This window comes from Streptomyces sp. NPDC002853, assembly GCF_053591915.1.
Map to the genome: position 1 here is coordinate 325022 of NZ_JBSFUS010000006.1, position 24956 is coordinate 349977.

The 24956-nt window shown below is 70.3% G+C and carries 23 protein-coding genes; 13 read left to right on the top strand and 10 right to left on the bottom strand.

The annotated features are described in order from the left end of the window. The first annotated feature begins 23 nt into the window (after positions 1-23). Both ACWD02_RS18590 and ACWD02_RS18595 read left to right on the top strand, forming a co-directional pair. A complete protein-coding gene (locus ACWD02_RS18590; RefSeq protein WP_451212058.1) occupies positions 24-1295 on the top strand; it encodes an SAV2148 family HEPN domain-containing protein in 1272 nt (423 codons plus the stop codon). An 87-nt stretch (positions 1296-1382) separates the two neighbouring features. Continuing rightward, positions 1383-2108, top strand: a complete 726-nt coding sequence (locus ACWD02_RS18595) for an exonuclease domain-containing protein (protein WP_451211471.1) — start codon at positions 1383-1385, stop codon at positions 2106-2108. A 13-nt stretch (positions 2109-2121) separates the two neighbouring features. Here ACWD02_RS18595 and ACWD02_RS18600 read toward each other — a convergent pair whose 3' ends face one another. After that, entirely contained in the window at positions 2122-2976 is an 855-nt protein-coding gene (locus ACWD02_RS18600) for a phosphotransferase (RefSeq protein WP_451211474.1), read from the bottom strand. 180 nt (positions 2977-3156) lie between these two features. On the opposite strand from ACWD02_RS18600, the gene ACWD02_RS18605 reads away from it, so the two are divergent. From ACWD02_RS18605 to ACWD02_RS18615, 3 genes are read left to right on the top strand one after another with little or no spacing between them, the layout of a single operon-like run. Beyond that, positions 3157-4080: a carbohydrate ABC transporter permease gene (locus ACWD02_RS18605; RefSeq protein WP_363209784.1), complete on the top strand. Its 924-nt coding sequence runs from the start codon at positions 3157-3159 to the stop codon at positions 4078-4080. Further along, positions 4077-4913 carry a carbohydrate ABC transporter permease gene (locus ACWD02_RS18610; protein ID WP_451211477.1) on the top strand — a complete coding sequence of 279 codons (837 nt, stop codon included), beginning with the start codon at positions 4077-4079 and terminating at the stop codon, positions 4911-4913. Before ACWD02_RS18605 ends, ACWD02_RS18610 begins: the two co-directional genes overlap by 4 nt. Next, on the top strand, positions 4913-6205 hold the full coding sequence (locus ACWD02_RS18615; RefSeq protein ID WP_451211480.1) for an ABC transporter substrate-binding protein: 1293 nt from the start codon (positions 4913-4915) through the stop codon (positions 6203-6205). The genes ACWD02_RS18610 and ACWD02_RS18615 overlap by 1 nt, the downstream gene beginning before the upstream one ends. Positions 6206-6261: 56 nt before the next feature. Here the strand turns inward: ACWD02_RS18615 and ACWD02_RS18620 are convergent, their stop codons facing one another. After that, positions 6262-6969 (bottom strand): response regulator, encoded by a 708-nt coding sequence (locus ACWD02_RS18620; protein WP_451211483.1) that lies wholly within the window; start codon positions 6967-6969, stop codon positions 6262-6264. Then, entirely contained in the window at positions 6966-8171 is a 1206-nt protein-coding gene (locus tag ACWD02_RS18625; protein ID WP_451211486.1) for a sensor histidine kinase, read from the bottom strand. The genes ACWD02_RS18620 and ACWD02_RS18625 overlap by 4 nt, the downstream gene beginning before the upstream one ends. Positions 8172-8470: 299 nt before the next feature. On the opposite strand from ACWD02_RS18625, the gene ACWD02_RS18630 reads away from it, so the two are divergent. Beyond that, a complete protein-coding gene (locus ACWD02_RS18630; RefSeq protein ID WP_451211488.1) occupies positions 8471-10687 on the top strand; it encodes an MMPL family transporter in 2217 nt (738 codons plus the stop codon). Between the two features lie 62 nt (positions 10688-10749). Here the strand turns inward: ACWD02_RS18630 and ACWD02_RS18635 are convergent, their stop codons facing one another. After that, on the bottom strand, positions 10750-11844 hold the full coding sequence (locus ACWD02_RS18635; protein WP_451211491.1) for a hypothetical protein: 1095 nt from the start codon (positions 11842-11844) through the stop codon (positions 10750-10752). An 81-nt stretch (positions 11845-11925) separates the two neighbouring features. Between ACWD02_RS18635 and ACWD02_RS18640 the strand changes: the two genes are divergently transcribed. From ACWD02_RS18640 to ACWD02_RS18650, 3 genes are all read left to right on the top strand, one after another. Further along, positions 11926-12372, top strand: a complete 447-nt coding sequence (locus ACWD02_RS18640; RefSeq protein WP_451211494.1) for a MarR family winged helix-turn-helix transcriptional regulator — start codon at positions 11926-11928, stop codon at positions 12370-12372. 70 nt (positions 12373-12442) lie between these two features. Further along, positions 12443-13663, top strand: a complete 1221-nt coding sequence (gene mgt, locus ACWD02_RS18645; RefSeq protein ID WP_451211496.1) for a macrolide-inactivating glycosyltransferase — start codon at positions 12443-12445, stop codon at positions 13661-13663. A 247-nt stretch (positions 13664-13910) separates the two neighbouring features. Then, complete coding sequence (locus ACWD02_RS18650; protein ID WP_451211499.1) at positions 13911-14879, top strand: CDP-alcohol phosphatidyltransferase family protein; 969 nt, start codon at positions 13911-13913, stop codon at positions 14877-14879. A gap of 101 nt (positions 14880-14980) precedes the next feature. Here ACWD02_RS18650 and ACWD02_RS18655 read toward each other — a convergent pair whose 3' ends face one another. Continuing rightward, positions 14981-17239, bottom strand: a complete 2259-nt coding sequence (locus tag ACWD02_RS18655) for an MMPL family transporter (protein ID WP_451211502.1) — start codon at positions 17237-17239, stop codon at positions 14981-14983. A 369-nt stretch (positions 17240-17608) separates the two neighbouring features. Between ACWD02_RS18655 and ACWD02_RS18660 the strand changes: the two genes are divergently transcribed. The 4 genes from ACWD02_RS18660 (at position 17609) to ACWD02_RS18675 (ending at position 20905) form a co-directional block, all read left to right on the top strand. Beyond that, complete coding sequence (locus ACWD02_RS18660) at positions 17609-18817, top strand: S8 family peptidase (RefSeq protein ID WP_451211505.1); 1209 nt, start codon at positions 17609-17611, stop codon at positions 18815-18817. A gap of 82 nt (positions 18818-18899) precedes the next feature. After that, positions 18900-19463, top strand: coding sequence for a DUF1697 domain-containing protein (locus ACWD02_RS18665; protein ID WP_451211508.1), 564 nt, complete (start codon positions 18900-18902; stop codon positions 19461-19463). Next, positions 19456-19839: a nuclear transport factor 2 family protein gene (locus ACWD02_RS18670; protein WP_451211511.1), complete on the top strand. Its 384-nt coding sequence runs from the start codon at positions 19456-19458 to the stop codon at positions 19837-19839. The genes ACWD02_RS18665 and ACWD02_RS18670 overlap by 8 nt, the downstream gene beginning before the upstream one ends. Positions 19840-19888: 49 nt before the next feature. After that, positions 19889-20905: a ketopantoate reductase family protein gene (locus ACWD02_RS18675; RefSeq protein ID WP_451211514.1), complete on the top strand. Its 1017-nt coding sequence runs from the start codon at positions 19889-19891 to the stop codon at positions 20903-20905. On the opposite strand, the gene ACWD02_RS18680 is transcribed toward ACWD02_RS18675, so the two are convergent. The 5 genes from ACWD02_RS18680 to ACWD02_RS18700 all read right to left on the bottom strand — a co-directional run bounded on the left by ACWD02_RS18680 (position 20898) and on the right by ACWD02_RS18700 (position 24927). Beyond that, positions 20898-21407, bottom strand: a complete 510-nt coding sequence (locus ACWD02_RS18680; protein ID WP_451211517.1) for a GNAT family N-acetyltransferase — start codon at positions 21405-21407, stop codon at positions 20898-20900. The genes ACWD02_RS18675 and ACWD02_RS18680 overlap by 8 nt on opposite strands. 46 nt (positions 21408-21453) lie before the next feature. Beyond that, positions 21454-22311, bottom strand: a complete 858-nt coding sequence (locus ACWD02_RS18685) for an SCO6745 family protein (RefSeq protein ID WP_451211520.1) — start codon at positions 22309-22311, stop codon at positions 21454-21456. Positions 22312-22466: 155 nt separating this feature from the next. Further along, the gene (locus ACWD02_RS18690) at positions 22467-23228 is read right to left on the bottom strand and encodes a sirohydrochlorin chelatase (protein ID WP_451211522.1); all 762 of its coding nucleotides are present in this window, start codon (positions 23226-23228) and stop codon (positions 22467-22469) included. Positions 23229-23237: 9 nt separating this feature from the next. After that, positions 23238-24149 carry an ABC transporter permease gene (locus ACWD02_RS18695; protein WP_451211525.1) on the bottom strand — a complete coding sequence of 304 codons (912 nt, stop codon included), beginning with the start codon at positions 24147-24149 and terminating at the stop codon, positions 23238-23240. Next, positions 24136-24927 carry an ABC transporter ATP-binding protein gene (locus ACWD02_RS18700; RefSeq protein WP_451211528.1) on the bottom strand — a complete coding sequence of 264 codons (792 nt, stop codon included), beginning with the start codon at positions 24925-24927 and terminating at the stop codon, positions 24136-24138. Before ACWD02_RS18700 ends, ACWD02_RS18695 begins: the two co-directional genes overlap by 14 nt. Positions 24928-24956 lie beyond the last annotated feature (29 nt).

Below are 24956 nucleotides of genomic sequence, written 5' to 3' on the forward strand. Positions count from 1 at the left end.
TTCCTTGATCGTTGAACGGGGGAGTGCTCGGGGGAGCGGAAGGGGTGCGTCGGGTGAGCTCGGGAGGGCGGGAACTGCCCCCTGGTGACGAGGGTCACGAGGGGAGTTCCGCGGACGGCCCGCCCGGAGCGGTGTCCCTGGCGCGGCCGATGGAGATGGGATCTCAGATCGGACCCGAACTGGACTGGGGCGCCGACGCCTGGCGCGAGGTGCGCACGCGCGCCCAGCGCGCCGGGCGGGCCTACATCTGGCTGAATCTCGTGGAGCAGCGGCTGCGCGCGGTCGTGGCCGCTGTCCTGCGTCCCATCTACGAACCGGTGCACGCCGACGACTGGGTGGTCGCCGCCGCCGGGCCCGCGGGCCAGGAGTGGGTGCAGCGGGCCGTCGCCGTACGCGAAGTGAGCCGCCGCAAGGGGTACTTGCTCGACCCGGCCGACGACAACGTCCTCAGCTTTCTCACGCTGCCCCAGCTGCGGGAGCTGATGGTGCAGCACTGGCCGTGCTTCGAGCCGTACTTCGACGACCGCAGGGACGTCGAACTGGCCCTGGACGAGCTGGAGGTCACCCGGAACGTCGTCTCCCGCAACCGCGCCCTGTCCACCGCCGTGCTCGCCCAGGCCGAGCGCGCCTCGGCGAAGCTCCTGGACATTCTCGGCGCGGGCTCCGACACGCCGTCCGCGCGCAGGCTTCCCGTGGACGCCGTCGAGTCCCTGGTCGGCGACCGGTACGCCGACGTGGTGGGCGTCCACTCGGACCGGGTACGGCTGCTTCGGCAGTTCCCGGCCGAGGACATCTTCGGCGGGGCACGGCGCCTGGACGCGATCGGGATAGGCCTGAACCTCCTGGTCCAGAACTTCTCCGGGCGCCGCCTGGTGCGCCTCGCCGAGTCCGGCTGCCGGGTACGCCTGCTCTTCCTCAACCCGGCGAGCAGCGCGGTCAAGCGCCGGGAGCGCGAACTGGGCCTGAAGCGGGGCGAACTGAGCCGCAGCGTCGAGATGAACATCCTGCACATGCGCCGGGTGCGGGCCCGCCTGCGTGATCCCGGTGCCTTCGAGATCCAGGTCTTCGACGAGACGCCGCGCTTCACCGCGTATCTGGTCGACGGCGACGGCGCGGACGGCATCGCGGTCGTCCAGTCGTATCTGCGCAGGACGCGCGGGATGGAGGCGCCGGTGCTCGTGCTGCGCGGCGGCCGCCGGGTGGTGAAGGCGGACGAGCCGGACGAGAGCGGACTCTTCGAGACGTACCGGGAGGAGTTCGAGCTGGCCTGGGCGGACTCGCGGCCGGTCTCCTGAGCAAGCGGAACGCGAGCCTCGGATTGTCAGTGGCGCGTGGGATCGTGGTGGTCAATGGGGGAAAGCACCACAGAGAAGGGGGCGGCCATGGGCTGGCACCGGGAGCTGCTGATCGGTTTCGACCTGGAGACGACCGGGACGGACCCGCGCGAGGCGCGCATCGTCACGGCGGCGGTCGTCGAGGTCAGGGCCGGCGAGACGCTGGGCCGCAAGGAGTGGCTCGCCGACCCGGGGGTCGAGATCCCCGCGGAGGCCGTGGCGGTGCACGGCATCTCGAACGAACGGGCGGCCGCGCACGGCAGACCCGCCGACGAGGTCGCCGACGCGATAGCGGCGGTCCTCGTGTCGTACTGGCAGGCGGGCGTCCCGGTCGTCGCCTACAACGCCACCTTCGACCTGACCCTGCTCTCCGCCGAGTTGTACAGGTACGGCCTGCCGTCCCTGCGTGAGCGTCTGGGCGGTGCGGAGCCGGCCCCGGTGATCGACCCGTACACCATCGACCGGTCGGTCGAGCGCTACCGCAAGGGCAAGCGGAACCTGGAAGCGGTCTGCACGGAGTACGGCGTGCGCTTGGAGTCGGCGCACGACGCCATGTCGGACGCCTTGGCCGCGGCCCGCCTGGCCTCCGCCATAGCCGAGCGGCACCCCAAGCTGGCCGCGTTCGGCCCGGCGGAGCTGCACCGCCGGCAGATCGACTGGTATGCGCAGTGGGCCGCGGACTTCCAGAAGTTCCTCCGGAAGAAGGGCGAGACGGACGCGGTGGTGGACGGCACGTGGCCGCTCAAGGAGGAGTTCAGCGCGTCCGGGGTCTGACCCCGCTCAGACCTCAGAAGGGGTACCACCGCACACCCGGGTCTCCGTCACGGAGCGAGGCGACCCGGCGGCGGAACTCGGCCAGGGCCTTCGGATTGCTGGGGGCATGCTGCGCGACCCACGCGCAGCTGGCCGTCTCCCGGGCACCCCGGAGCACCGCGCACCCCTCCCACTCCCGCACGTCCCAGCCGTACTCCGCGACGAACCCGTCGTACGCCTCGGCCGGCAGACCGTACCGGTCCCGTGAGAGCGCCATGACCACGAGATCGTGTTCCCGCAGATCGGCGGCGAAGGTCTCCAGGTCGACGAGGACCGGACCGTTCGCGCCCACTAGGACGTTCCGGGGCAGCGCGTCGCCGTGGATGGGGCCGGGAGCGAGCCGGGGGGTGAGCGCCGACGCGGCGGCCTCGAATCCGTCCCTGCGCTCGCGCAGGTAGTCCGCGTCCTCGACGTCGATCGCGTCGCCCGCGAGCCGCAGCCACCGCTCGACCCCGCCCAGCAGCTCACGCCGGGGCAGCTCGAAGTCCGGCGCGGGGAGGGCGTGCACGCGCACGAGGAGGGCGGCGAGGTCGCGCGGCTCGGCGGGGCGCACGGCCTCCGGCAGCCGGTGCCACACCGTCACCGGGTGCCCCTCCACCAGCCGGGGTTCGCCCTCGGCAGCCCGCACCGCGGGCACGCCCGACTGCTCGAGCCAGTGCGCGATCCGCAGCTCCCGGCGCGCACGGTCGAGAAGCTCGGGCGCCGCACGCCCGACCTTGACCACCGTCCCGCCACCGCCGAACACCGCGTTCTCGCCGAGCGCGAGCAGCGTCGCGTCCCGATCGAGACCCGCGGCGCCCAGTACGTCCCGTGCCCGCGCCTCGTCCATCCATTGCCTCCCGCACCGCTCGCCGCGTTCGCCACGCGGCCCGGCACAGTCTCCCATTCGTACAGGCCAAGCGGCTGCGAGGCCTGCGCAGCTGCTTGACGTATCAAGATCCCATCAGCACGATGACGGGGGCCGCCTGGGCGGCCAAACCCCGATGAGCCGCCCAAAGGAGCCGATTCCGTGACATTGGCGACCGCGACAAAGCGGTCAGCGAACGGCGCGTCCGCCCGCAGAGGTGCGGACCACGGCGCCTGGTTCCTGGTGCTTCCCGCGCTGATCCCGATCCTCGTCCTGAGCGTGGGACCGCTCCTCTACGGCATCGCGCTCGCGTTCACCGACTCCCAGTCGGGCCGCACAGAGCCCACCGAGTGGATCGGCCTCCTGAACTTCCAGGACCTGCTGCACGACACCCTGTTCTGGGACTCGTTCCGCATCGGCCTGCTCTGGGCGTTCGGCGTCACCGTGCCGCAGTTCTTCCTCGCCCTCGGCCTCGCCCTCCTGCTCAACCAGCCGTTGCGGATGCGCTGGCTGGCGCGGGCGCTCGCGATCATCCCGTGGGCGATGCCCGAGGTGGTCGTCGGCATCATGTGGCGGCTCGTCTACCACCCGGACGCGGGCGTGCTGAACGAGACGCTGTCCAACTTCGGCCTGGGGGAGGGCAAGGACTGGCTGACCGGGACGGCGACCGCGCTCTTCGCCGTCATCGTCGTCGGCATCTGGGCCGGCATGCCGCAGACCACCGTCGCGCTGCTCGCCGGACTGCAGAACACCCCGCGCGAACTGCACGAGGCCGCCGCGATGGACGGCGCGGGCGCCTGGCGCCGCTTCCGCACCGTCACCTGGCCCGCGATCAAACCGATCGCCCTCGCCATCACGGCGCTCAACTTCATCTGGAACTTCAACTCCTTCGCCCTGGTCTACGTCCTCACCCAGGGCGGCCCCGGCGGCCGCACCCGCCTGCCCATGCTCTTCGCCTACGAAGAAGCCTTCCGCTACGGCCAGTTCGGCTATGCCGCGGCCATGGGCTGCGTGATGGTCGCGGTGATCTCCGTGATCCTCGCCTTCTACCTCGTCGGCCGCCTGAAGGGAGCCGACGAGTCATGATGCGCACGAAGAAGTCCACGCGCACCGCGCAGTACGTGGCGCTCGCCGCCTATCTCGTCTTCCTCGCCTTCCCGTTCCTCTGGCTGATCTCCACGGCCTTCAAGCCCGCACGGGAACTGGGCAGCCTGAACCCCACCTGGATTCCCGAGAACCCGACCCTGGAGAACTTCCGGCAGGCCTTCGACGAGCAGCCGCTGCTCCAGGCCGCCGGGAACTCCCTGATCGCGGCGCTCAGCGCCTCCCTGATCGCGGTCGTCATCGCGACCCCCATGGCGTACGTCATGGCGCGGCACCGCAATCGCGTCTCGAAGGCGGCGACGGGCTGGGTGGTGATCAGCCAGGCGTTCCCCTTCGTCCTGATCATCATCCCGCTGTTCCTGATCCTCAAGAACCTGCACCTGATCAACTCGCTGGTCGGCCTGATCATGGTGTACGTCGTGTGGTCGCTGCCCTTCGCGCTGTGGATGCTCGTCGGGTACGTCCGCGCCGTCCCCACCGAGCTGGAGGAGGCGGCCGCGGTCGACGGCGCGAGCAAGGTGCGTACGTTCGTCTCGGTCGTCGCGCCCCTGCTCGCCCCCGGCATCGTCGCCACGGCGATGTTCGCCTTCATCACCGCATGGAACGAGTTCTTCTTCGCGCTCGTCCTGCTCAAGACCCCGGAGAAGCAGACCTTGCCGGTCATCCTCAACCGCTTCATCGGCTCCGAGGGCGTCGCGGACCTCGGGCCGCTCGCCGCGGCGGCGTTCCTCGCGACCATCCCCTCGCTCGTCATCTTCGCGATCATCCAGAAGCGGATCACGGGCGGCATGATGGCAGGGGCGGTGAAGGCCTGATGCGCACGGCACCACGGCTCATGACCGCCGCCACCGCGGTACTCGCGCTGCTGCTCTCCGGCTGCAGCGGGGACTCGGGTGACGACGACGGGAAGATCACCCTCCAGTTCCAGTCGCTGGCCTGGCAGGCGGAGTCCGTCGACGCCAACAAGGCGCTGGTCAAGGAGTGGAACGCCACCCACCCCGACGTCAAGGTCGAGTACGTCCAGGGCAGTTGGGACAGCGTCCACGACCAGCTCCTCACCTCCTTCGAGGGCGGCGAGGCGCCGGACATCATCCATGACGCCTCGGACGACCTCGCCGACTTCGCGTACGGCGGATATCTCGCGGACCTCGACGAGCTGCTCCCCGAACGGCTCAAGTCCGACATCCCGGAGCGGAGCTGGCGGACGACGACGTTCGGGGACGGCGTGTACGGCGTGCCGTTCCTCCAGGAACCCCGTGTCCTGATCGCCAACGCGAAATGGCTGAAGGAGTCGGGCGTACGGATTCCGACCCCCGAGAAGCCCTGGTCCTGGGAGGAGTTCCGGACGGTCACCAAGGAACTGAGCGACGGCAAGGGCAAGTACGGAGTGGCCTGGCCGCTCAAGGAACCGGTCTCCGCGACGCTCAACCTCTCGCTCTCCACCGGCGGCACGATGTTCCACCGAGGCGATGACGGCAAGGTCGACATCCGCTTCGGCAAGGCCGACGAGACCATGCCGCGCACGGTCCACGACCAGGTCAACATCGACAAGAGCGCGTCGGGCACCACCCTCGGCATGGGCGGCTCCGACACACTGCCGGGGTTCTTCGGCGGCAAGTACGCGATGGTGCCGCTCGGCTTCTCCTACCGCCAGCAGATCGTCCAGCAGGCGCCCAAGGGCTTCGACTGGCAGGTGCTGCCCGCACCGGCCGGAGCGGAGGGCCTCGCCCAGGGCGTCAGCCCGCAGACGCTCTCGGTCTCCGAGGACACCGAGCACAAGAAGGAGGCGGTCGAGTTCATCGACTTCCTCCTCCAGCCGGAGAACATGGTGCGCCTCGCGCAGGGCGACTGGATGCTGCCGACGGGCGAACAGGCCCTCAAGGACCCGGCGCTGCACACGAAGAAGAACGACTGGGCGACGGGCACCGCACTCGCGAAGGACCTCCGCTCGGCGCCCGCCCAGTCGGTCCGGGGCTACCCGGAGTGGAAGGACAAGGTGGCGACACCGGCGCTCCAGGAGTACTACAGCGGGGCGATCGGCCTGGCGGAGCTGCGCAAACGGCTCGTGAAGGACGGGAACCTGGTGCTGAAGAGGTACCAGCGCTAGGGCCCTTGTGACGGATCTCCGTCAGAAGGACCCCAGGCCGTCAGCACCGCCGGTGGTCAACGGGAGCCGTTCCCCTCGCCCGCCCGCACGAGCCCCGACTCGTACGCGGCGATGACCGCCTGCGCGCGGTCGCGGACGCCCAGCTTGGCGAAGATGCCGGTGGCGTGGTTCTTCACGGTCTGGACGCCGATCTCCATCCGCCGCGCGATCTCGGTGTTGTCGAGTCCCGCGGCGATCAGGCGCAGTACGTCGACCTCGCGCGGGGTCAGTCCGGCAAGGTCGGCCGTCGGCGGGGGCGAGGCCGGAGCCGGCGTCACGAAGGTGGCGAGCAGCCGGGTCAGGAGCCGCGGGGCTACGACGGCCTCGCCGCGGTGGACGGTGCGCAGCGCGGCCACCAGTTCCTCGGGGGAGACGTCCTTGGGCAGGAACCCCGAGGCCCCCGCACGCAGGGCACCGACCACGTGCTCGTCCATGTCGAAGGTGCTGAGCGCGAGGACCCGGCACCCGGGCAGCTCGGCGCTCAGGCGCTCGGTGGCCCGGACGCCGTCGAGCACGGGCATGCGGATGTCCATCAGGACCACGTCGGGCCGCAGTTCGAGCGCCGACGCGACGGCCTGCTCGCCGTCACCCACTTCGCCGATGACCTTGATGGAGGGGTCCGAGAGCAGGATCAGCGAAAGGCCCCTGCGCACCAGCGGCTGATCGTCCGCGATGAGTACGGTGATGCCGTCGGGCTCGGTGCCGGGTTCGGTGGGGGAGGTCATCGGATCCTGTCCCTCTCGTACGTGTCGGTGGACAGCGGCACGCTCGCGAGCACCGCGAATCCGCCCTCCTCGCGGTTGCCGGCCCGCAAGGAGCCGTCGTGCAGGGCGACGCGCTCCCGCATGCCCAGCAGACCGTACCCACCGCCCTCGGCCTTCCCGCCGGGCGCCCTGCCGGCACCGGCGCCGTCGTCGGCGACCTCGACGGTGACGCGGTCCCGGAGATAGGCGAGCCGCACCGTGGCGCGGGCGGGTCCCGCGTGTTTGCGGGCGTTGGTCAGCGCCTCCTGGACGATCCGGTAGAGGGTGAGGCCGACCGGCATCGGCAGCTCCACGGGCCGCCCGGTGACGTGGAGTTCGGCCGGCAGGCCGGCGGCGGCCGAATCGGCGACGAGCCGCTCGATGCCGTCCACCCCCGGCTGGGGTTCCGACGGCGTCTCCTCCGGGGTGTCGGTGCTGCGCAGCACCCCGAGGAGCTGCCGCATCTCGCGCAGCGCGGTGCGGCCGGACTCCTCCAGGGTCACCAGGGCGTCGCGGGCCGTGTCGGGGTCGCGGTCCAGGGTCGACCTGGCCCCGCCGGACATCAGGTACATGGTGGTGATGTGGTGGGCCACGATGTCGTGGAGTTCCCGCGCGATACGGCGCCGTTCCTCGGTCACCGCGCGGTCGGCGAGGAGCGTGCGGTTGATGTCCAGCTGCTGTTTCCACTGCCGCACGGCCAGGCCGATGGCGACGATGAGGCAGGGCGTGACCGCCACGTCGGTGATGCCCACCCCCAGGAAGGGCACGTCGTTGAACAGATACCGCGTGAGCTGCACGGGCACGGTGGCCAGGACGCTCAGGACGACGGTGCGCCGCCCGCTGTGCCGGGCCACGGTGTAGAGCGCCACCGCGACGGCGCCGCCGTAGCTGTTCGACATCGGCGAGCCGGGGTCGACGGCGAGCCCCAGGTTCACGGCCAACTGCACGGCGAGGACCGCGCCGAGCACCGGCACCGGGTGATGGCGCCTGAGGAGCAGCGGTACGAAGGAGGCGACGACCAGCAGCACTCCGAGAACGGTGACGGGCGCTCCGGGGCCCTCCTCGCCCGGGGCGAGGTAGGCGAGTACGTCGAGTCCCACCGCGACGGCCGCGATCACCACGTCACCCGTGGTCGGCCGCGGCCCGCCCGTGGGCGGAGCCGGAGGGAAGAAGTCGCGGCCCATCCGGGCGCCTCCTGGTCGAGCGGTACGGCGGGAACTGATGTGCCCGTCCTTCCGCACCATTACATCCCGGCCCGCGGCGCCGGGAATCGGCGTGGGGGCGGTTCTTCCGCCCAGTACCGGAGTACTGCCCGCGGGGGAGCACCGGACCACGGTCACGGGTGAGTCCCCTTCCGGCGGCCGACGCCCTCAAGGGCCTTTGCGTGATGACCTGTTAAGGCCTCGGGAGGTTCTCGCGGCTCATTTCGCCGGCCGGGACACAGCCCATTCCGCCGGCCGGGAAAAAACAGGGGAAAGAAAACATGATTCGCAAGCTGACCTCGTTCTCCACCCGACATCGATGGCTGACGATCGTCGTCTGGACCATCCTCGGAGCGGCCCTGTCGTTCGTGGGGAACACGATGATGTACGACGTCACCGACTCCGGGGCCGGGGATTTCCTGCCCAAGAAGTACGACTCGGCCGTGGCGCTGCGCATCGCGGAGGACGAGTTCGGCACCAAGCCCGACCCCAACGCCCTGACCGTGCTGGTCGGCAGGGACGACGGCAAGAAGCTCACGCCGTCCGACCAGCGGCGGATCGCCGCCACCGCGACCGCCCTGGGCCGGGAGCGGATCACCGCACCGAAACCCGAACCGCTCATGAAGGACCACTCCCAGACCCCGCGGGTGTCGCCGGGAGCCGTGGCCCCGGACAAGTCGTTCAGGCTCCTTACGGTGTCCCTCTCGGGAAATCCGAGCGACCCGGGCCTGCAGGACGTCTACAAGAAATTCCGGGACGGCGCGAAGGACGAATTCGCATCCGCCGACCTGCGCGTGGGATTCACCGGCGGAATAGCCTCCACGGTGGACGACACGGACGCGGAGGAGCCCACGGGGAAAGTCGTCGCCAACCTGACGATGGGCCTCATCGTCCTTCTGAACGTGCTGGTCTTCCGCAGCCTCGCGGCCGCGTTCGTCCCGCTCATCGCGGTGGCGCTGATCGGCGGTGTCGCGTCGGGAGCGGTGGTCGGCGCCGCGAAGCTCTTCGGCATCGCCCTCGACCCGTCCACTCCCTCGCTGATCGGTGTCGTACTCCTGGGGATCGGGATCGACTACTTCCTCTTCCTGATGTTCCGGTTCAGGGAACACCTGCGGAACCATCCCGAGCAGAACGCCCGTACGGCCGCGGCCGAGACGACCGGGCGCGTGGGCAGCGCGATCACGTCCGCGGCCCTGACGATCGTGGCGGCGTTCGCGACGCTCGGCCTGGCGAGCTTCGGGCAGTTCCGGGTCCTCGGCCCCGCCATCGCGATCTCCGTACTGGTGATGCTCCTCGCCAGCCTCACGCTCATGCCCGCCCTCCTCGCCCTGCTCGGCCGCGGCATGTTCTGGCCTGCCCGCGCGTGGAAGAAGGAGCGCACCGGCGGCATCAGCGCACGCCTGGGACACGCGGTGAGCGCACGGCCGGTGCGGTACGCACTGGGCAGCCTGGTGCTGCTCGGCGCCCTCGGCGCCGGCGCGGTCGGCATGAAGATGAGCTACGACCAGCAGGGCCTGCACGAGACCGCGGCGGTCAGGACCGCCGAGCAGATATCGCGGAGCCTGCCCGCGGGTGTCTCGGACCCGCACAGCGTCTACGTGAAGAGCACCGGCGGCGGCATCAAGGAGAGTTCACTCACCGGCATGACCCGTGCCCTCGCGAAGGCGGAGGGCGTCGGTGAGGTGGGCAAGCCGGTGCTCAGCAAGGACCGCACGGCCGCACGGGTCGACCTGTTCCTGAGCGTCGAGTCCCATACCCAGAAGGCGCGTGACCTGGTCTCGGGACCCGTCAGGGACACGGCCGCGCGGACCGCCCCGCAGGGCACCAAGGCGTACGTCACGGGAACGGCCGCCGTCTTCGCCGACATCTCGACGGCCGTGGAGAAGGACTTGCGCCTGGTGTTCCCGGTCGCGGCCCTGCTGATCGCGGCGATCCTCTTCCTGCTGCTGCGTTCCCTGCTCGCACCGGTGGTGCTGATGATCGCCGTGGGTCTCGGGTTCGTGGCCACCCTCGGCGCGAGCACGCTGCTCTTCCAGCACGGCCTCGACCGGCCCGGGGTGTCGTTCACGCTGCCCCTGGTGCTCTTCCTGTTCGTCGTCGCCCTCGGCACCGACTACAACATCCTGATCACCGACCGGATCAGGGAGGAGATGCAGAAGCCGGTCCCGGCGCGGCACGCGGTGGCCGAGGCGGTCCGGCACACCGCGCCCGCCGTCGCCACGGCCGGCATCGTGCTCGCCGGTTCATTCGCCAGTCTCGCCGCGAGCCCGGCCACCCAGGAGATCGGCTTCGCCACCGGCCTGGGGATTCTCCTGTCCTCGCTCGTGCTCTCCCTCGTCCTGGTGCCCGCGCTGGCCGCGCTCCTGGGCCGCGGGCTGTGGTGGCCGCGCAAGGCCGGTCGGACCCCGGGCCACCACCGCGCACCGGAGGGGCCGGTGCCCGCTCCCGAGCAACACCGGCCGTACGCGTCAGCACCGGAGTACTCGACACGCCGGTAGGCGCATCGCTGCCTCGGAGCCGGAGCCGGAGCCGGAGCCGGAGCCGGTGGCAGCCGCCGCCGTCACACGGCCACCGACTCCTCCATCTCCTCCTCCTGCTCCCGCTGTCCGTGCCCGGCCTCGCGGCCGGGCACGGGCGCGTCCGCCGCCGGTCGCGCACGCCGCTCCCAGAGCGCCGCGATGCCGGTGATCACCAGGCCGAGCAGCAGCCACGCGGCCAGCGTCCACACGTGCCCGCCGAGTGCGTGGCCGCCGAAGTAGAGGTGGCTGCGGATGCCCTCGACGAATCCGGCACCGTTCCAGAAGGCGTGCAGGGAGCCGAAGAAGCCGTTCTGCAGTTCCGGCCTGAACAAACCGCCGGACGACGTGAAGTTGAGCATCACGAAGAGGACCATCATCGTCAGCGTCGTCCAGCGCTTCAGGAACGTGTGCAGTCCGAGACCGATGAAGAGGATGCCGGCGGAGTACAGCCACGCCATGGCCCACACGCCCCACAGGCCCTGGTGCGCCAGGTGGAAGACGGGACCGGCGAGCGCCGCGCCGATCAGGCTCACGGCGAACGAGACGCCGACGACGAGCCCGGCACGGGCCCGCATCCGCATCCCGGCACCCGCTGCCCCCAGCGCCGCCACCGACGCGTACGAGCCGATGCTCACCGCGACGAGCAGGAAGAACAGGCCCTGCCCGGTGGGGTCGTCGTCCACCGTCGGCGCCACATCGGAGACCTTCAGCGGTACGCCCCGCTCCGCCGCGACAGGCGTGAAGATCTTCTCGACCGCCATGGCGCTCATGTCGGAGCCCGCGGTGGCGACGATCACCTCGGGTGTCCTGGCGTCGGGGACGTAGGCCCCCGATATGTCCATCGACCTGAGCTCGTCGACCGCCTGCGCGCGGGTGGCCACGGTCCTCACGTCGAGGGCGTCGCCCGCCTTGTCCTTGACGGTCTGCGCGAGGGCCTGCGTCTGCTCGCCCGATCCGACGACGGCGATCGGCAGGTCGTGCGGCTCCGGCGTGACGAACGCGCCCATGTAGGCGAGGCCCATGCCGAGGCACATCAGCAGGGGTGTGACGAGGTGCAGCAGGACGTGACGGAGTGGTCCGGAGGCGGTTGCCGGGCCGGCTGATGCCTTGTGGGCGGGCGCCGAGGTGGCGGTCATCGGGAGACCTCTCGCAATAGTTGGCTTATACACGCAAACTCGGTGTTGTACTGTACAACCATTCGCGGAGAGGGAGAAATCGTGACCGACAGGGACGGGTCCATCGAGATCATTCAGCGGGAGATGACGGCGTTCGCCCGGCGGGCCCGCGCCACCGCCGCGCGGATGCACCCCGAGCTGTCGCTCGTGTCGTACACGCTCCTCAGTCACCTGGAGTACCAGGGCGGATGCCGGGCCACGGACCTCGCGGCGCACTACACGCTGGACAAGTCGACGATCAGCAGGCAGGTGGGCGCACTGGAGAAGGCCGGCCTCGTGGAGCGGCGGCTCGATCCGACCGATCACCGGGTGCACGTGCTGCACCTCACCGCCCGGGGCATCGAGGTGCTCGCCCAGGTCACCGACGCGCGCCGGGTCGCCTTCCAGGAGCGGCTGACCGACTGGAGCGGGCCGGACCTGGAGAAGTTCGCCGAGTGCCTGCTGCGCTACAACGATGCCGCGTCGCGCAGCGGTTCTGACGTCGAGTAGGAGGCGGGTGCCCGCGGAGGGCGGTGACATGAGGTTGCACGAGACGTCTCGTCTCGCTTAAGGTCGGTGCATGACCTCACGCCAGCGTGCCCACATCGCCATGTTCTCGATCGCCGCGCACGGGCACGTCAACCCGAGCCTCGAAGTGATCCGCGAGCTCGTCGCCCGCGGCCACCGCGTCACGTACGCGATCCCGCACCTCTTCGCCGAGAAGGTCGCCGAGACCGGTGCCGAGCCCGTCCTCTTCGAGACGACGCTGCCGGGCCCCGACGACGACCCCGAGGCCTGGGGGACCGAACTGATCGACAACATCGAGCCGTTCCTCACCGAGGCGATCGAGACGCTGCCGCAACTGGCGGCGGCGTACGAAGGTGACGAACCGGACCTCGTCCTGCACGACATCACCTCCTACCCCGCCCGCGTGCTCGCCCGCCGTTGGGGCGTGCCCGAGATCTCGCTCTCGCCGAACCTGGTCGCCTGGGACGGGTACGAGGAGGAGGTCGCCGAGCCGATGTACGCGGAGCTGAAGGAGACCGAGCGCGGCAAGGCGTACTACGCGCGCTTCCACGCCTGGCTGGCGGAGAACGGGATCACCCAGCACTGTGACCCCTTCGTCGGGCGCCCGCCGCGCTCGCTCGTCCTGATCCCCAAGGCGTTGCAGCCGAACGCCGACCGCGTCGACGAGACGATTCACACATTCGTCGGTGCCTGCCAGGGTGACCGCTCGGCGCAGGGTGAGTGGCGGCGTCCCGCCGGTGCGGAGAAGGTGCTGCTCGTCTCACTCGGCTCGTCGTTCACCAAGCAGCCCGCCTTCTACCGCGCGTGCATCGAGGCATTCGGGGATCTGCCCGGGTGGCATGTGGTGCTCCAGGTCGGCAAGCACGTCGAGGCGGGCGAGCTGGGAGAGATCCCGGCGAACGTGGAGGTCCGCCAGTGGGTGCCGCAGCTCGCGGTGCTCAAGCAGGCCGACGCCTTCATCACGCACGCCGGTGCGGGCGGCAGCCAGGAGGGACTCGCCACGGGGACACCGATGGTCGCGGTGCCGCAGGCCGTCGACCAGTTCGGCAACGCGGACATGCTCCAGGGCCTCGGGGTGGCCCGGCATCTGCCGATGGAGGAGGCCGACGCCCGGACGCTGCGGGAGGCCGTGCTCGGCCTGGTCGACGACCCGGAGGTGGCGCGCCGGCTGGCCGAGGTGCGGGCCTCGATGGCGGGGGAGGGCGGCACGAAGATGGCGGCGGACCTGATCGAGGAGGAGCTCGCGAAGGCGGCCGGGCGGTCCGGGGCGTAAGGCCGGGTGGGCCGGGGCGTAACGCTCCGTAGGACGTTTTCTGTTACGTCCCGGTCATTTCTGTTACGAACCTGTCATTCGATAACGCTCAGGTAACGCAGGGTGGTTCTGGCATGGGTATTGACTCGTCCTGAAAGGTTGACCGTTACCCCCGGCCAAAGGTTGCACGGTCAGGTTCTTGTTCCTTGAACCAAAACCTTCTTAGCGTGAGGTGAACGTTCCGCGAACGCCAGGAAGTTGACCCCACATGCGACGAGACATACCGCCCCTCGACGAGGTGCGCCGCATCACACAGAAGAAGCGCGACGCGTGGTGGACCGTGATCCTGGTCGATCCGGTCGCCACGCCGCTCGTGCGGTGGACGGCGATGCGGACCAGGATCACGCCCAACCAGATCACCTGGGGCGCGTTTCTCCTCGGCCTTGTCTCGGCCGCGTTCTTCGCCATGGGTGACTGGCAGTGGCTCGTCGTCGGTGCGGTCGTCTATCACTTCAGCTTCATCCTCGACTGCATGGACGGCAAGGTCGCCCGCCTCACCGGCACCGGTTCGGTGTTCGGCGCGTGGCTCGACTTCGTCTTCGACCGCATCCGCGTGATGGCGTGTGCGGTGGCCCTGATGGGCGGCCAGTTCCACCGCACCGGGGATGCCTTCTACATCTGGGCCGCGGTCGCCGTGGTCGCCCTCGACACCCTGCGCTACATCAACGGCCTCGAGATCTTCAAGATCCGGCACACCATGCGCAAGCAGATCAAGGTCCGCATGCGGGCCGCCCGCCGGGCCGAGAACGAGGCCGAGCTGGCGTTCATGGAGGACCTCCTGCGGGACAACCCCGAGGCCGACATCGAGCAGGACATGCAGAAGGCGCAGTCGGAGCAGGGGATTCCGGAGGCGCCCGAGGCTCCGGCACCCGCGCCCAAGCGCCAGGTCATCGACCTGCACCAGGAGTTCCGCGGCAAGTTCCCGGCGTATCTGCGGGCGCGTTCCTTCCTGCTGCGGCACCGCATCCGTACGCACCTGGTGAGCGGCATCGAGTTCCAGATGGGCGTCTTCATGATCGGCCCGCTGTTCGACGTGGTGCTGCCCGCGACGATCGTCTCCGGCGCCCTGCTCCTCGTCTTCGAGCTGGCGATCATCTACAAGCTGCTGCTCTCGACGCGGGACTTCACGCGGACGATCGACTCCTTCGAGGAGCGCAAGGTCCTGGCCGCGGCGTAAGGGTCACCGGTTCCGCCGAGTCCGTCCGCAGACGCCGGCCGGGCTGAAACCATCCGGCCGGGCTGGATGATTCCAGCCCGGCCGGCGTTTTCGGGCGTGCCTCACGCCCGCACCCGCTCCCCTCGCGGAGCCACCGGCGCCTCCCCCGCGGGGGACTCGTCGTGCGTGAGGTCCGGCATCCATCGCAGCCATCGCGGCAGATACCAGTTGCGCTCCCCGAGCAGCGCCATCACCGCCGGGAGCAGCACCCCGCGGATCACCGTCGCGTCGATCAGGACCGCCGCCGCGAGGCCGACGCCCATCTGCTTCATGGACTGCATGGACAGCGTCCCGAAGATCGCGAAGACGGCCACCATGATCACGGCCGCGCTCGTCACGACACCCGCGGTGGTCACCACCCCGTGGCTGATCGCGTCCTTCGTCGTACGCCCCTGAAGCCGCGCCTCCCGAATTCGGGAGACGACGAACACGTGGTAGTCCATCGAGAGCCCGAACAGGATTACGAACAGGAACAGCGGCAGCCACGCGATGATCGCCCCCACTCCCTCCGCGCCCACGAGGGACGCGCCCCAGCCGTGCTGGAAGACCATCACCAGGATTCCGTAGGCCGCCCCCACCGACAGCAGGTTGAGGACGATCGACGTGACCGCGATGGTCAGCGAGCGGAACGACAGCAGCATCAGCGCGAAGGCGAAGACCACCACGAACGCGAAGACCGGCGGGACCGACGAGGAGAGCTGGTCGTTGAAGTCCTTCGAGCCCGCCACCTGCCCGGTCACCGGCGCCTCGACCCCGTCGACCTCGCCGAGCGTCGCGGGCCGCACCTCGTCCCGCAGCAGGTCGAGACTCTTCTCCGCCTTCGTCTGGTCCGAGCCGCCGACCAGCGGCACGGTCAGGAACGCGACGTTCTGCCGCTCGTGCACCTTCACCTCGACCGGCCCGCCGGACGCCCCCGAACTCACCGCCCGCTCGCGGAACTCCGCGATCGCCGCCCGTACCGGAGCAGCGTCGATGTCATCGGCCTTCACCACCACCTCGGCGGGTTCCGAGCCGCCCGGGAACGCCTCGTTCACCCGCTCGTACGTCGCCACGATCGGCAGTGAGTCGCCGAACTCCTGGTCAAGGGTGAGCTGCTGCGTCTTCATGCCGAGCGCGGGCAGCGCGACAGCGGCCAGGATGCCCGCCGAGATCGCCACCGAGACCACCGGGCGCCGCAGGACCCGGCCGACGACCGCGCGCCACAGCTTGCTCTCGCTGGGCACACCGCCCGCCCGCTCCCGGCGCCGCAGGAACGGCACGCGGCCCTTCTCCACCCGCTCGCCCAGGAGCGAGAGCAGCGCGGGCAGGACCGTCACCGAACCCACCATGGCGACCGCGACCACCATCAGCGAGGCGACGCCCATCGCCTCGAACTCGCCGATGCCGGTGAACAGCATGCCCGCCATCGCCACGCACACCGTGATGCCCGAGACGACCACGGCCCGGCCGCTGGTGGCCGCCGCGATGTTCAGGGCGGTCTGCGCGTCATGGCCCTTGGCGCGTTCCTCGCGTTCGCGCCGCAGATAGAAGAGGCAGTAGTCGACGCCGACGGCGAGACCCACCAGGAGCATCACCGAGTTCGCCGTCTCGCTCATCGGCTGGACCTGGCTCACCAGAGCCATCAGACCCATCGTCGCCATGATGGCGGTGACGGCCAGGGCCACCGGGAGCAGCGCGGCGACCAGCGCGCCGAACGCGATGAGCAGGATGCCGAAGGCGACGGGCACCGCCGAGTACTCGGCCTGCTGGAAGTCCTCGCCGAAGGCGTCGTCGAACGTCTTCTGCATGCTCGCGCCGCCGATCTCCTCGATCCGCAGCCCGTCGCCCTCATGCGCGTCCGCCACCTTGCCGACCGCGTCCAGGACGGGCCCGACGCGGTCACCCGCCGTCTCGTCGTCGCCGCGCATGTCGAAGCGCACCAACGCGCTCCGGCCGTCCTTGGAGACCGAGTCGCTCTTGTACGGAGATGTCACCGCCGTCACCTCGCCGGTGGCATCGACCGACTTCATGACGTCGTCGACGGCCTCGCGGAAGCGCGGGTCGGTCGCCTTGAGCGCCTTGCCGCCGCTCCCCTTGGCCTGGATCAGGACGCTCTCGCCGACCGGCTCCCTGATTCCCGCGTCGTCCACGATCTGTGTCGCCTGGTTGATCTCGCCCTTGAGATCGTTCTGGTCCACGTCGGTCCGGCCGACGGCTGAGCCGAGCGCCATGGACACCACGACGAAGAGCACCCAGATGCCCACGGCCGCCCATCGGTGCCTCGCGCTCCATCCGCCGGCCCGAGCGGCTATCCCCCGTACTCGCCTGTTCTGATTCGCCATGGCTCGAAGCTAGGGCGGGGCCGGGGGAGTGCTCGTCCTGCCGGCCGACGAGACGGGCGGACGCGATCTCCTCCCTCCGGACCGGGAGGTCTCCTCGTCAAGAAGGACTCCGGCCGTCACAAGCCCCTTACATCTATGACGACTTGAGGGATCCGGCCACGCGATGTCCGATCTGCAGACGGGGGCCCGTTTTGTTATTACAGAACCTTGTTGAACAAGTCACAGGTGCATGTAGGTATTGATCTGCGCGCGTCAATCAGACATGGTTTCGTCCCAACGCCCGGAGATCTTCCGGATCTCGGGGGCCGTTGCAGCGAAGTTTTGAAACCCCCCACATCCCCCCACATCACCACGAGGAGACCCCTCTTCATGGCAACTCACAAGCGTGTCCGCTCGGTGAAGCTCGTCGCGGCGATAGCCACGGCGGCCACCGCGGTCGGCGTCACCGTCTTCGCCACCTCGTTCGCCGGCGCGGCAACCCCCGCCGAGGGCAAGGTCTACGGAGCCAACGCCGAGGGCGCCGTCTCCGGCAGCTACATCGTCATGCTCGACGAGAAGGCCGACAAGGGCGCCAAGACCGACCTCGCCGAGGAGTACGGCGGCGAGCTGAAGCGGAACTACTCGTCCGCGATCAACGGCTTCTCGGCCAAGAGCCTCACCGAGACCGAGGCCAAGCGCCTGGCCGCCGACCCGGCCGTCGGCAAGGTCGTCCAGTCCAAGAAGTTCAGCATCGACGCCACCCAGGACAATCCGCCGTCGTGGGGCCTGGACCGCGTCGACCAGGCGGACACCGCGGGCGACAAGAAGTTCACGTACCCGGACGCGGCCGGTGAGGGCGCCACGGCGTACGTCATCGACACCGGTGTCCGCGTCAGCCACAAGGACTTCGGCGGCCGCGCCACGTCCGGCTTCGACGCCATCGACAACGACGACAACGCCGACGACGGCAACGGCCACGGCACGCACGTCGCCGGCACCATCGCCGGTGAGGCGCACGGCGTCGCCAAGAAGGCGAAGATCGTCGCGGTCCGCGTCCTGGACGACCAGGGCTCCGGCACCACCGAGCAGGTCGTCGCGGGCATCGACTGGGTCACCAAGAACCACCAGGGCCCCTCGGTCGCCAACATGAGCCTGGGCGGCGGCGCGGACGAAGCGCTCGACGCGGCGGTCCAGAAGGCGATCGCCTCCGGCGTCACCTTCGCGGTCGCGGCCGGCAACGAGTCCTCGGACGCCGGTCAGGGCTCCCCGTCCCGCGTGAAGGAGGCCATCACGGTCGCCTCCTCCACCAAGGACGACGAGCAGTCGGACTTCTCCAACTTCGGTTCGGTCGTGGACATCTACGCCCCGGGCTCGGACATCACGTCCGCCTGGAACACCGACGACAACGCCACCAACACCATCTCCGGTACGTCGATGGCGACCCCGCACGTCGTGGGCGCCGCCGCCGTCTACGTCGCGGCCCACCCGGACGCCAAGCCGGACGCCGTCGCCAAGGCGCTGACCGACGGCGCGACCGCGGACAAGATCTCGAACCCGAGCGAGGGCACGCCGAACAAGCTGCTCAAGGTCGTCGAGTAACACCCGGTCGGGCAACACCCATAGAACCGACGGCCGTCGCGCCCACCCCCACGGGGTGCGACGGCCGTCTTATGGTGTGCGGATGACGGTCAAGGCATACGCGGCGCTCCTGCGCGGCATCAACGTGGGCGGCAGCAGAAAGCTGCCGATGGCGGAGCTGCGTACGCTGCTCTCCGATCTCGGATTCGACGACGTACGCACCCATCTGCAGAGCGGCAACGCGGTCTTCACCTGTGCGGCCGGCGACGAGAACGCCCTGGCCGCGCGGGTGAGCGAGGCCATCCAGGGGCACTTCGGCTTCGACGTGAGCGTCCTGGTGCGCGACGGCGCCTACCTGAAGGCGGTCGCCGACGCCTGCCCCTTCCCCGCCGCCTCACTCGAAGGCAAGCAGCTGCACGTCACGTACTTCTCCGAGCCGGTCGACGCGGCCAGGCTCGACCCGATCGACCAGGCGGCCTTCCTGCCCGAGGAGTTCCGGCTCGGCGACCGCGCGCTCTACCTCTACGCGCCGGACGGCCTAGGTCGCTCCAAGCTCGGCGAAGTCCTCTCGCGCCCCGCCCTGTTCAAGGGCGTCATCGCCACCACCCGCAACTGGAACACCGTCACCAAGCTGGTGGAGCTGACCCGGGAGCCGGGCCATGGCTGACCGCACACCCGCCGTCGACGCGGCCATCGAGGCCGAACTGCGCCTGCTCGCCCCCGAGGTGCGCGCCTCGCCCGAGCTGCTCGGACAGCTGCTGCACCCGGAATTCACCGAGTTCGGCACCTCCGGCACGCACTGGGACCGCGCCTCGATCATCAAGGCCCTGACCGAGAGCACGAACCGGACAGGACGCCCGATCATGACCTCCCGGATGCGCGGCGTCCAGCTCGCCGACGACCTCGTGCACCTCACCTTCGACACCGAGAGCAACGGCCGCCTGGCACACCGCAGTTCGCTGTGGCGGCTGCGCGAGGGCGAGTGGCTGCTCTGGTTCCACCAGGGGACGCCGTTCAGCGAGGACGGGCCGCCCGGAGCCTGAGGCCGCCGCACGCCTGATCTTCCCGGTGCGATGTGCGAGGCTCGGCTCCATGCGCTACATCATCATCGGAGCAGGGGCGATCGGCGGCACCGTGGGCGGCCGCCTCGCCGAAACCGGACATGACGTGGTCCTCGTCGCGCGGGGTGCGCACTACGAGGCGGTGCGGGAGGGCGGCCTTCGGGTCAGGACGCCCGAAGGAGAGCTCACACATCGGCTTCCCGTCGTCCAAGGCCCCGCCGAGCTCGGGGAGTTGCGGCCGGACGACGTGCTGTTCCTCGCCGTGAAGACACAGGACTGCGCGGCCGCGCTCGACACCTGGGGCGCACGTCCGGTGGTCGGCGGCGGGACCGCGGGAGAGCGTCTCCCGCTGGTCTGCGCGCAGAACGGCGTGGAGAGCGAGCGCATCGCGCTGCGCCGCTTCCGGCGGGTGTACGGGATGTGCGTATGGCTGCCCGCGACCCACGTCGAGCCGGGTTCGGTGTCGGCGGCAGGTGCCCCTTACACGGGCATGCTGCACATCGGCCGCTACCCGCGGGGCATGGATGACACCGCCCGGCTCATCTCCGCCGACCTGGAGAAGTCGAAGCTGCTCTCCCCGGTCGTGGCGGACGTGATGCGCTGGAAGTACGGCAAGCTGCTCGCGAACCTGGCCAACGCCGTCGAGGCGGTCACGGGCGTGCTCTCCGGCAACGAGGCCGTCGCGCTCTACCGCCGGGCCCGCGCGGAGGGCGAGGCGGTGCTCGCCGCCGCCGGCATCGAGGCCGTGGGCGAGCAGGAGCAGAAGGAGGCCCGCGGCGACCGCGTCCGCTTCGAGCCCTTCGACGGCTCGGAACGCGGCGGCGGTTCCTCCTGGCAGAGCCTGAGCCGGGGCACCGGCACCATCGAGGCGGACTACCTCAACGGCGAGATCGCCCTGCTCGGCCGTCTGCACGGAGTGCCGACGCCGGTGAACGACACCCTCCAGGCGGTGGCGAACACCTTCGCGCGGGAGCGGCGCGCGGCGGGGTCGATGCCGGTGGCCGAACTGGTGGGGCTGGTGGCGCGTGCGCAGGAGCGGGTCAGCTGAGCACCGAGGTCATCAAGAGCGTGGTGCGGCCGTTGTCCTCGGGGACCGAGCGGCCCTGGGTGAAACCGAGGCGCTTGAGGACGGTGAGGGAGGCGGTGTTCTCCGCGTCCACCGTCGCGTGCACCTCGGTCAGCTCCAGCGTCTGATGGCCGTACGCGGTGAGCAGCCGGGCGAGCTCCGTGCCCAGGCCCTTGCCCCAGCTGCCCCGGAAGAGGCCGTAGACGATCTCGTGGCCGTCGAGCCAGGGCTCGGGCGACGGCTTTATCTCCGCGTGGCCGATGTAGCGCCCCTCGTGCCGCACCGCCCACACCGGGAACTGGTTCTCGGCGTACACGAGGCCGAAGATGCGGCGGAACAGCGCGTGGGTCTGCTCCACGCTCTGCATCCCGTCCCCGAACCAGCGGCCCACGGCCTCCTCCTGGAGGAGTGCGACGAACTGCTCCTCGTCGGCGGCGACATAGGGGGACAGAGTCAGGCGCTCGGAACGGAGTACGGGGGTCATCGGCGTGACGGTAGGCGCACGAGCGGCACTTCAGCAACCCGATTGACTAATTCGTGGGCCGCGGCAGCCCGATCGGGTTGGGGAAGGGGACGACCCCCGCCGCCAGGATCTGCCGCACCGGCCGTTCCAGTGCCGCCAGGAGGGTGTCCGCGTCGCGGGCGGCCAGCGGTCGCAGCAGGCGCGCCGACAGGCGGTCCGTGGCGTCCTCGATCAACTCGCGCTCGGTGCGGCCGTGTTCGGTGATGTGTCCGTCACCGTCCACCAGTCCGCGCCCGCGCAGCCGGTCCACCGCCTGCTCCCACTCCTGCTCCTGCCACCCCCGGTCGTGCCGGATGGTGTCGTGGTCCACGCGGCCCGTGGCGGCGGCGAGCACCAGCGCCTCGCAGGCGTCGAGGCCATGGTCGGCGAGCGCGGCGACGTGCGCGTCACCCCTGAACTCCCTTACGCAGGTGACCAGTTGCCACAGTCGCTGCACCGGGTCGGTCCGCTCGCTCACGTCACGGTTCGCGGTGAACAGCGGGCGGGCCAGGGACGGGGCGTCCTCGACGATCGCGGCGAGCGGCGGACAGAGCGCGATGGCCTGGTCGTCGATGCCGGGGACCAGTGCGCGCAGGGCCCGCGCGGTGCAGGCGGCGCGCTCCTCCACGATCCGGCCGGGCGACACGTACTGCCAGGCGGACGGAAGGGCCCGCTCCACCATCTCCGGGGCGAACACACCGAGCGCGGCCGTCGCGGGACCCGACTCGACCGGACCCATGGGAGCCGTGCGGGCCGCGAAATAGCCCATCCAGAAGCCCTTGAGGCCCAGCGCCCTGCCCAGGTCTCGGCAGCGCTCCTCGAAGTAGATCACGGCGTGCAGGGGCTCGGTCCGCAGCCAGAGCGTGCGGGATCTGGAGAGGGTCATGAACCCACAAGCTAGGCCAGCACGGGAACCCGCGCCACCCGCCCGACCAGACCGGACCTTGCGCAGGCCTCGTCGCGGCGCCGCACGAGCGGCGCGCCAACCCCGCTGTGGGACCGAGGACATGGGCCGTGATGTTCGCGTCGCCGCCCGTGCGACTAGGCCAACACAGGGATCCGCGCTCCCCGCCCGACCACGCCGGACCCGAGGCGTGCCTCCTCGTAGCGCTGGAGCAGGAGCCGGGCCAACCCCTCCGAAGGGCCGAGGACTTCGGCCGTGATGTCCGCGTCGGCGGCGCCCCGCGCGATGCGGTCCGGCAGGAAACCGGGCGCGATGACGTAAGGAGCCACCGCCACCCTGGGCACCCCCAGGTCGCGCAGCTCCCGCACGGCGTCCTCCGTGCGGGGCAGAGATGCGGAGGCGAACGCAGGCCGCACGGCGCACCAACCGGTGTGCCGCCACTCCCGCGCGATTTCAGCGATCACTGCGATCGCCTCCGGGTCGGATGACCCCGCCGAGGCCAGCACGACCCCGGTCGAGGACTTGTCGGCGGGGGTGAGACCCGCCTCGTACAACCGCTGGTCCAGAGCGGTCAGGAGCAGGGGAGAGGGGCCGAGCACCGCCGCCTGCCGGATGCGGAGGCGGGGCGGTGCCTGACCCAGGACCGCCGGGATGTCCGACTTCGCGTGGAACGCCCGCGTCAGGAGCAGGGGCAGCGCGATCACGTCGCGCACCCCCTCGGCGTCCAGGGACTCAAGGACCTCGGGGACCGAGGGCGAGTTGAAGTCCAGGAAGCCCGTCTCCACCCGCAGCCCCGGCCGCTGTTCCCGCACCCGGCGCACCAGGGCGCGCACCGTCGCGGCATGCCGCGGGTCGCGGCTGCCGTGGGCGACGACGAACAGGACGGGACGGGCGTACATGGTGTGGCCTCAGCTCTTCACGAGGAGTCCGCGGCTGCGCAGCACGCGCCGCTCAAGGGGGCTGAAGATCAGCAGGTCGATGGCGATGCCGACGATCAGGATGAGGAGGATCGCGAAGAACACCTGCGACATGCTGCTGTTCGTGCGGCCCGCCTCCAGGAGCTGGCCGAGTCCCATGCCGAGGTCGGGTGACTGCGCGATGATCTCCGCGGCCATGAGCGAGCGCCAGGAGAACGCCCAGCCCTGCTTCAGGCCCGCCAGGTAGCCGGGCAGCGCGGCCGGCATGACGATGTGCCAGGTGTGACGCAGGCCCGTCGCGCCCAGCGTGCGGCCCGCCCGCAGGAAGAGCGGCGGCACCTGGTCGACGCCCGCGACCAGGCCGTTGGCGATCGAGGGGACCGCGCCGAGCAGGATCACCGCGTACATCATCTGGTCGTTGAGGCCGAGCCAGATCACGGCGGGCGGCACCCACGCCACCGACGGCAGCGACTGCAGCCCGGAGAGGATGGGGCCGATCGCGGCCCTGATGAACCGCACCCGGGCCACGATCAGACCGAGCGGCGTACCGATCGCGAGCGCCATCAGGAAGCCGAGCAGACCGCGCGACACGGACGTCCAGATGTACTCCAGGAGCGTGCCCTGCAGCCAGGCGTCCTCGACCTCGTGCCAGACGGTGGAGGGCGCAGGCAGCTTGTAGGAGTCGGTGACCTTCGCCCACACCAGGATCTGCCACACCACAAGGACCAGCACGACGGCGGTCACCGGCGGCAGGATCTTCTGGACGAAGGTCTGGCGGAAGGGAACGCGCCGGGTCTGGACCGCGTCCAGGGCGTCCAGGCCCGCCTCGAGACCGGCCAGGTCCTGGCTGCTGTCCCGGTCGGTCTTGTCGACCTTGTCGACCGGGGTGTCAGTGCTGGCCATGTCGGCGGATCTCCCCACGCAGTTGTTCGGTGATCTCGACGGACAGTTCCGCCACGGCGGAGTCCTCGATGCGGCGCGGGTGGGGGATGTCCACCCGCCACTCGTGCGCCACCCGGCCCGGACGCGACGAGAGGAGCACGACGCGCTCGGCGAGGCGCACGGCCTCGCGCACGTTGTGCGTGACGAAGAGGACGGAGACGTTCGTCTCGCGCCAGATGCGGGTCAGTTCGTCGTGCAGGACGTCACGCGTGATCGCGTCGAGCGCCGCGAACGGCTCGTCCATGAGCAGGATCTTGGCGTCCTGTGCGAGCGCGCGGGCCAGCGCCACCCGCTGGCGCATGCCGCCGGACAGCTCGTGCACCCGCTTGCCGTACGCACCTTGGAGCCGTACGAGGCCCAGAAGCTCCGCGGCGCGCTCGCGCCGCTCGGCCTTCGCGACACCGCGCAGCTTCAGGGCGAGCTCGATGTTCTTGCCCGCGGTCAGCCACGGGAACAGCGCGTGCTCCTGGAACATCAGGGCCGGGCGGCCGTCGGTGGCGATGTCGCCGGCCGACGGCTTGTCGAGCCCGGCCACCAGATTGAGCAGCGTCGACTTGCCGCAGCCCGAGGCTCCCAGGAGGGTGACGAACTCGCCCGGCGCGACATCGAGCGTGATGTCGTCCAGGACGAGCTGCTGCCCGGCGGGTGTGGCGAAGGACTTCGAGACATGCTCGATCCGGGCTGCGTGCGGGGCGGCCGTGATGTCCTCCGCCGCCTTGGCGAGGGTGCTTGTCGCCATGGTCGTCACCTCCTGGGAACTCGTCTGGG

What these genes read in the sequence shown, in the direction of transcription:
- ACWD02_RS18595 (WP_451211471.1), top strand. Translation starts at nt 1,383, where the DNA reads ATGGGCTGGCACCGGGAGCTGCTGATCGGTTTCGACCTGGAGACGACC.
- ACWD02_RS18600 (WP_451211474.1), bottom strand. Translation starts at nt 2,976, where the DNA reads ATGGACGAGGCGCGGGCACGGGACGTACTGGGCGCCGCGGGTCTCGAT.
- ACWD02_RS18610 (WP_451211477.1), top strand. Translation starts at nt 4,077, where the DNA reads ATGATGCGCACGAAGAAGTCCACGCGCACCGCGCAGTACGTGGCGCTC.
- ACWD02_RS18615 (WP_451211480.1), top strand. Translation starts at nt 4,913, where the DNA reads ATGCGCACGGCACCACGGCTCATGACCGCCGCCACCGCGGTACTCGCG.
- ACWD02_RS18620 (WP_451211483.1), bottom strand. Translation starts at nt 6,969, where the DNA reads ATGACCTCCCCCACCGAACCCGGCACCGAGCCCGACGGCATCACCGTA.
- ACWD02_RS18625 (WP_451211486.1), bottom strand. Translation starts at nt 8,171, where the DNA reads ATGGGCCGCGACTTCTTCCCTCCGGCTCCGCCCACGGGCGGGCCGCGG.
- ACWD02_RS18630 (WP_451211488.1), top strand. Translation starts at nt 8,471, where the DNA reads ATGATTCGCAAGCTGACCTCGTTCTCCACCCGACATCGATGGCTGACG.
- ACWD02_RS18635 (WP_451211491.1), bottom strand. Translation starts at nt 11,844, where the DNA reads ATGACCGCCACCTCGGCGCCCGCCCACAAGGCATCAGCCGGCCCGGCA.
- mgt (WP_451211496.1), top strand. Translation starts at nt 12,443, where the DNA reads ATGACCTCACGCCAGCGTGCCCACATCGCCATGTTCTCGATCGCCGCG.
- ACWD02_RS18650 (WP_451211499.1), top strand. Translation starts at nt 13,911, where the DNA reads ATGCGACGAGACATACCGCCCCTCGACGAGGTGCGCCGCATCACACAG.
- ACWD02_RS18655 (WP_451211502.1), bottom strand. Translation starts at nt 17,239, where the DNA reads ATGGCGAATCAGAACAGGCGAGTACGGGGGATAGCCGCTCGGGCCGGC.
- ACWD02_RS18660 (WP_451211505.1), top strand. Translation starts at nt 17,609, where the DNA reads ATGGCAACTCACAAGCGTGTCCGCTCGGTGAAGCTCGTCGCGGCGATA.
- ACWD02_RS18665 (WP_451211508.1), top strand. Translation starts at nt 18,900, where the DNA reads ATGACGGTCAAGGCATACGCGGCGCTCCTGCGCGGCATCAACGTGGGC.
- ACWD02_RS18670 (WP_451211511.1), top strand. Translation starts at nt 19,456, where the DNA reads ATGGCTGACCGCACACCCGCCGTCGACGCGGCCATCGAGGCCGAACTG.
- ACWD02_RS18675 (WP_451211514.1), top strand. Translation starts at nt 19,889, where the DNA reads ATGCGCTACATCATCATCGGAGCAGGGGCGATCGGCGGCACCGTGGGC.
- ACWD02_RS18680 (WP_451211517.1), bottom strand. Translation starts at nt 21,407, where the DNA reads ATGACCCCCGTACTCCGTTCCGAGCGCCTGACTCTGTCCCCCTATGTC.
- ACWD02_RS18685 (WP_451211520.1), bottom strand. Translation starts at nt 22,311, where the DNA reads ATGACCCTCTCCAGATCCCGCACGCTCTGGCTGCGGACCGAGCCCCTG.
- ACWD02_RS18690 (WP_451211522.1), bottom strand. Translation starts at nt 23,228, where the DNA reads ATGTACGCCCGTCCCGTCCTGTTCGTCGTCGCCCACGGCAGCCGCGAC.
- ACWD02_RS18695 (WP_451211525.1), bottom strand. Translation starts at nt 24,149, where the DNA reads ATGGCCAGCACTGACACCCCGGTCGACAAGGTCGACAAGACCGACCGG.
- ACWD02_RS18700 (WP_451211528.1), bottom strand. Translation starts at nt 24,927, where the DNA reads ATGGCGACAAGCACCCTCGCCAAGGCGGCGGAGGACATCACGGCCGCC.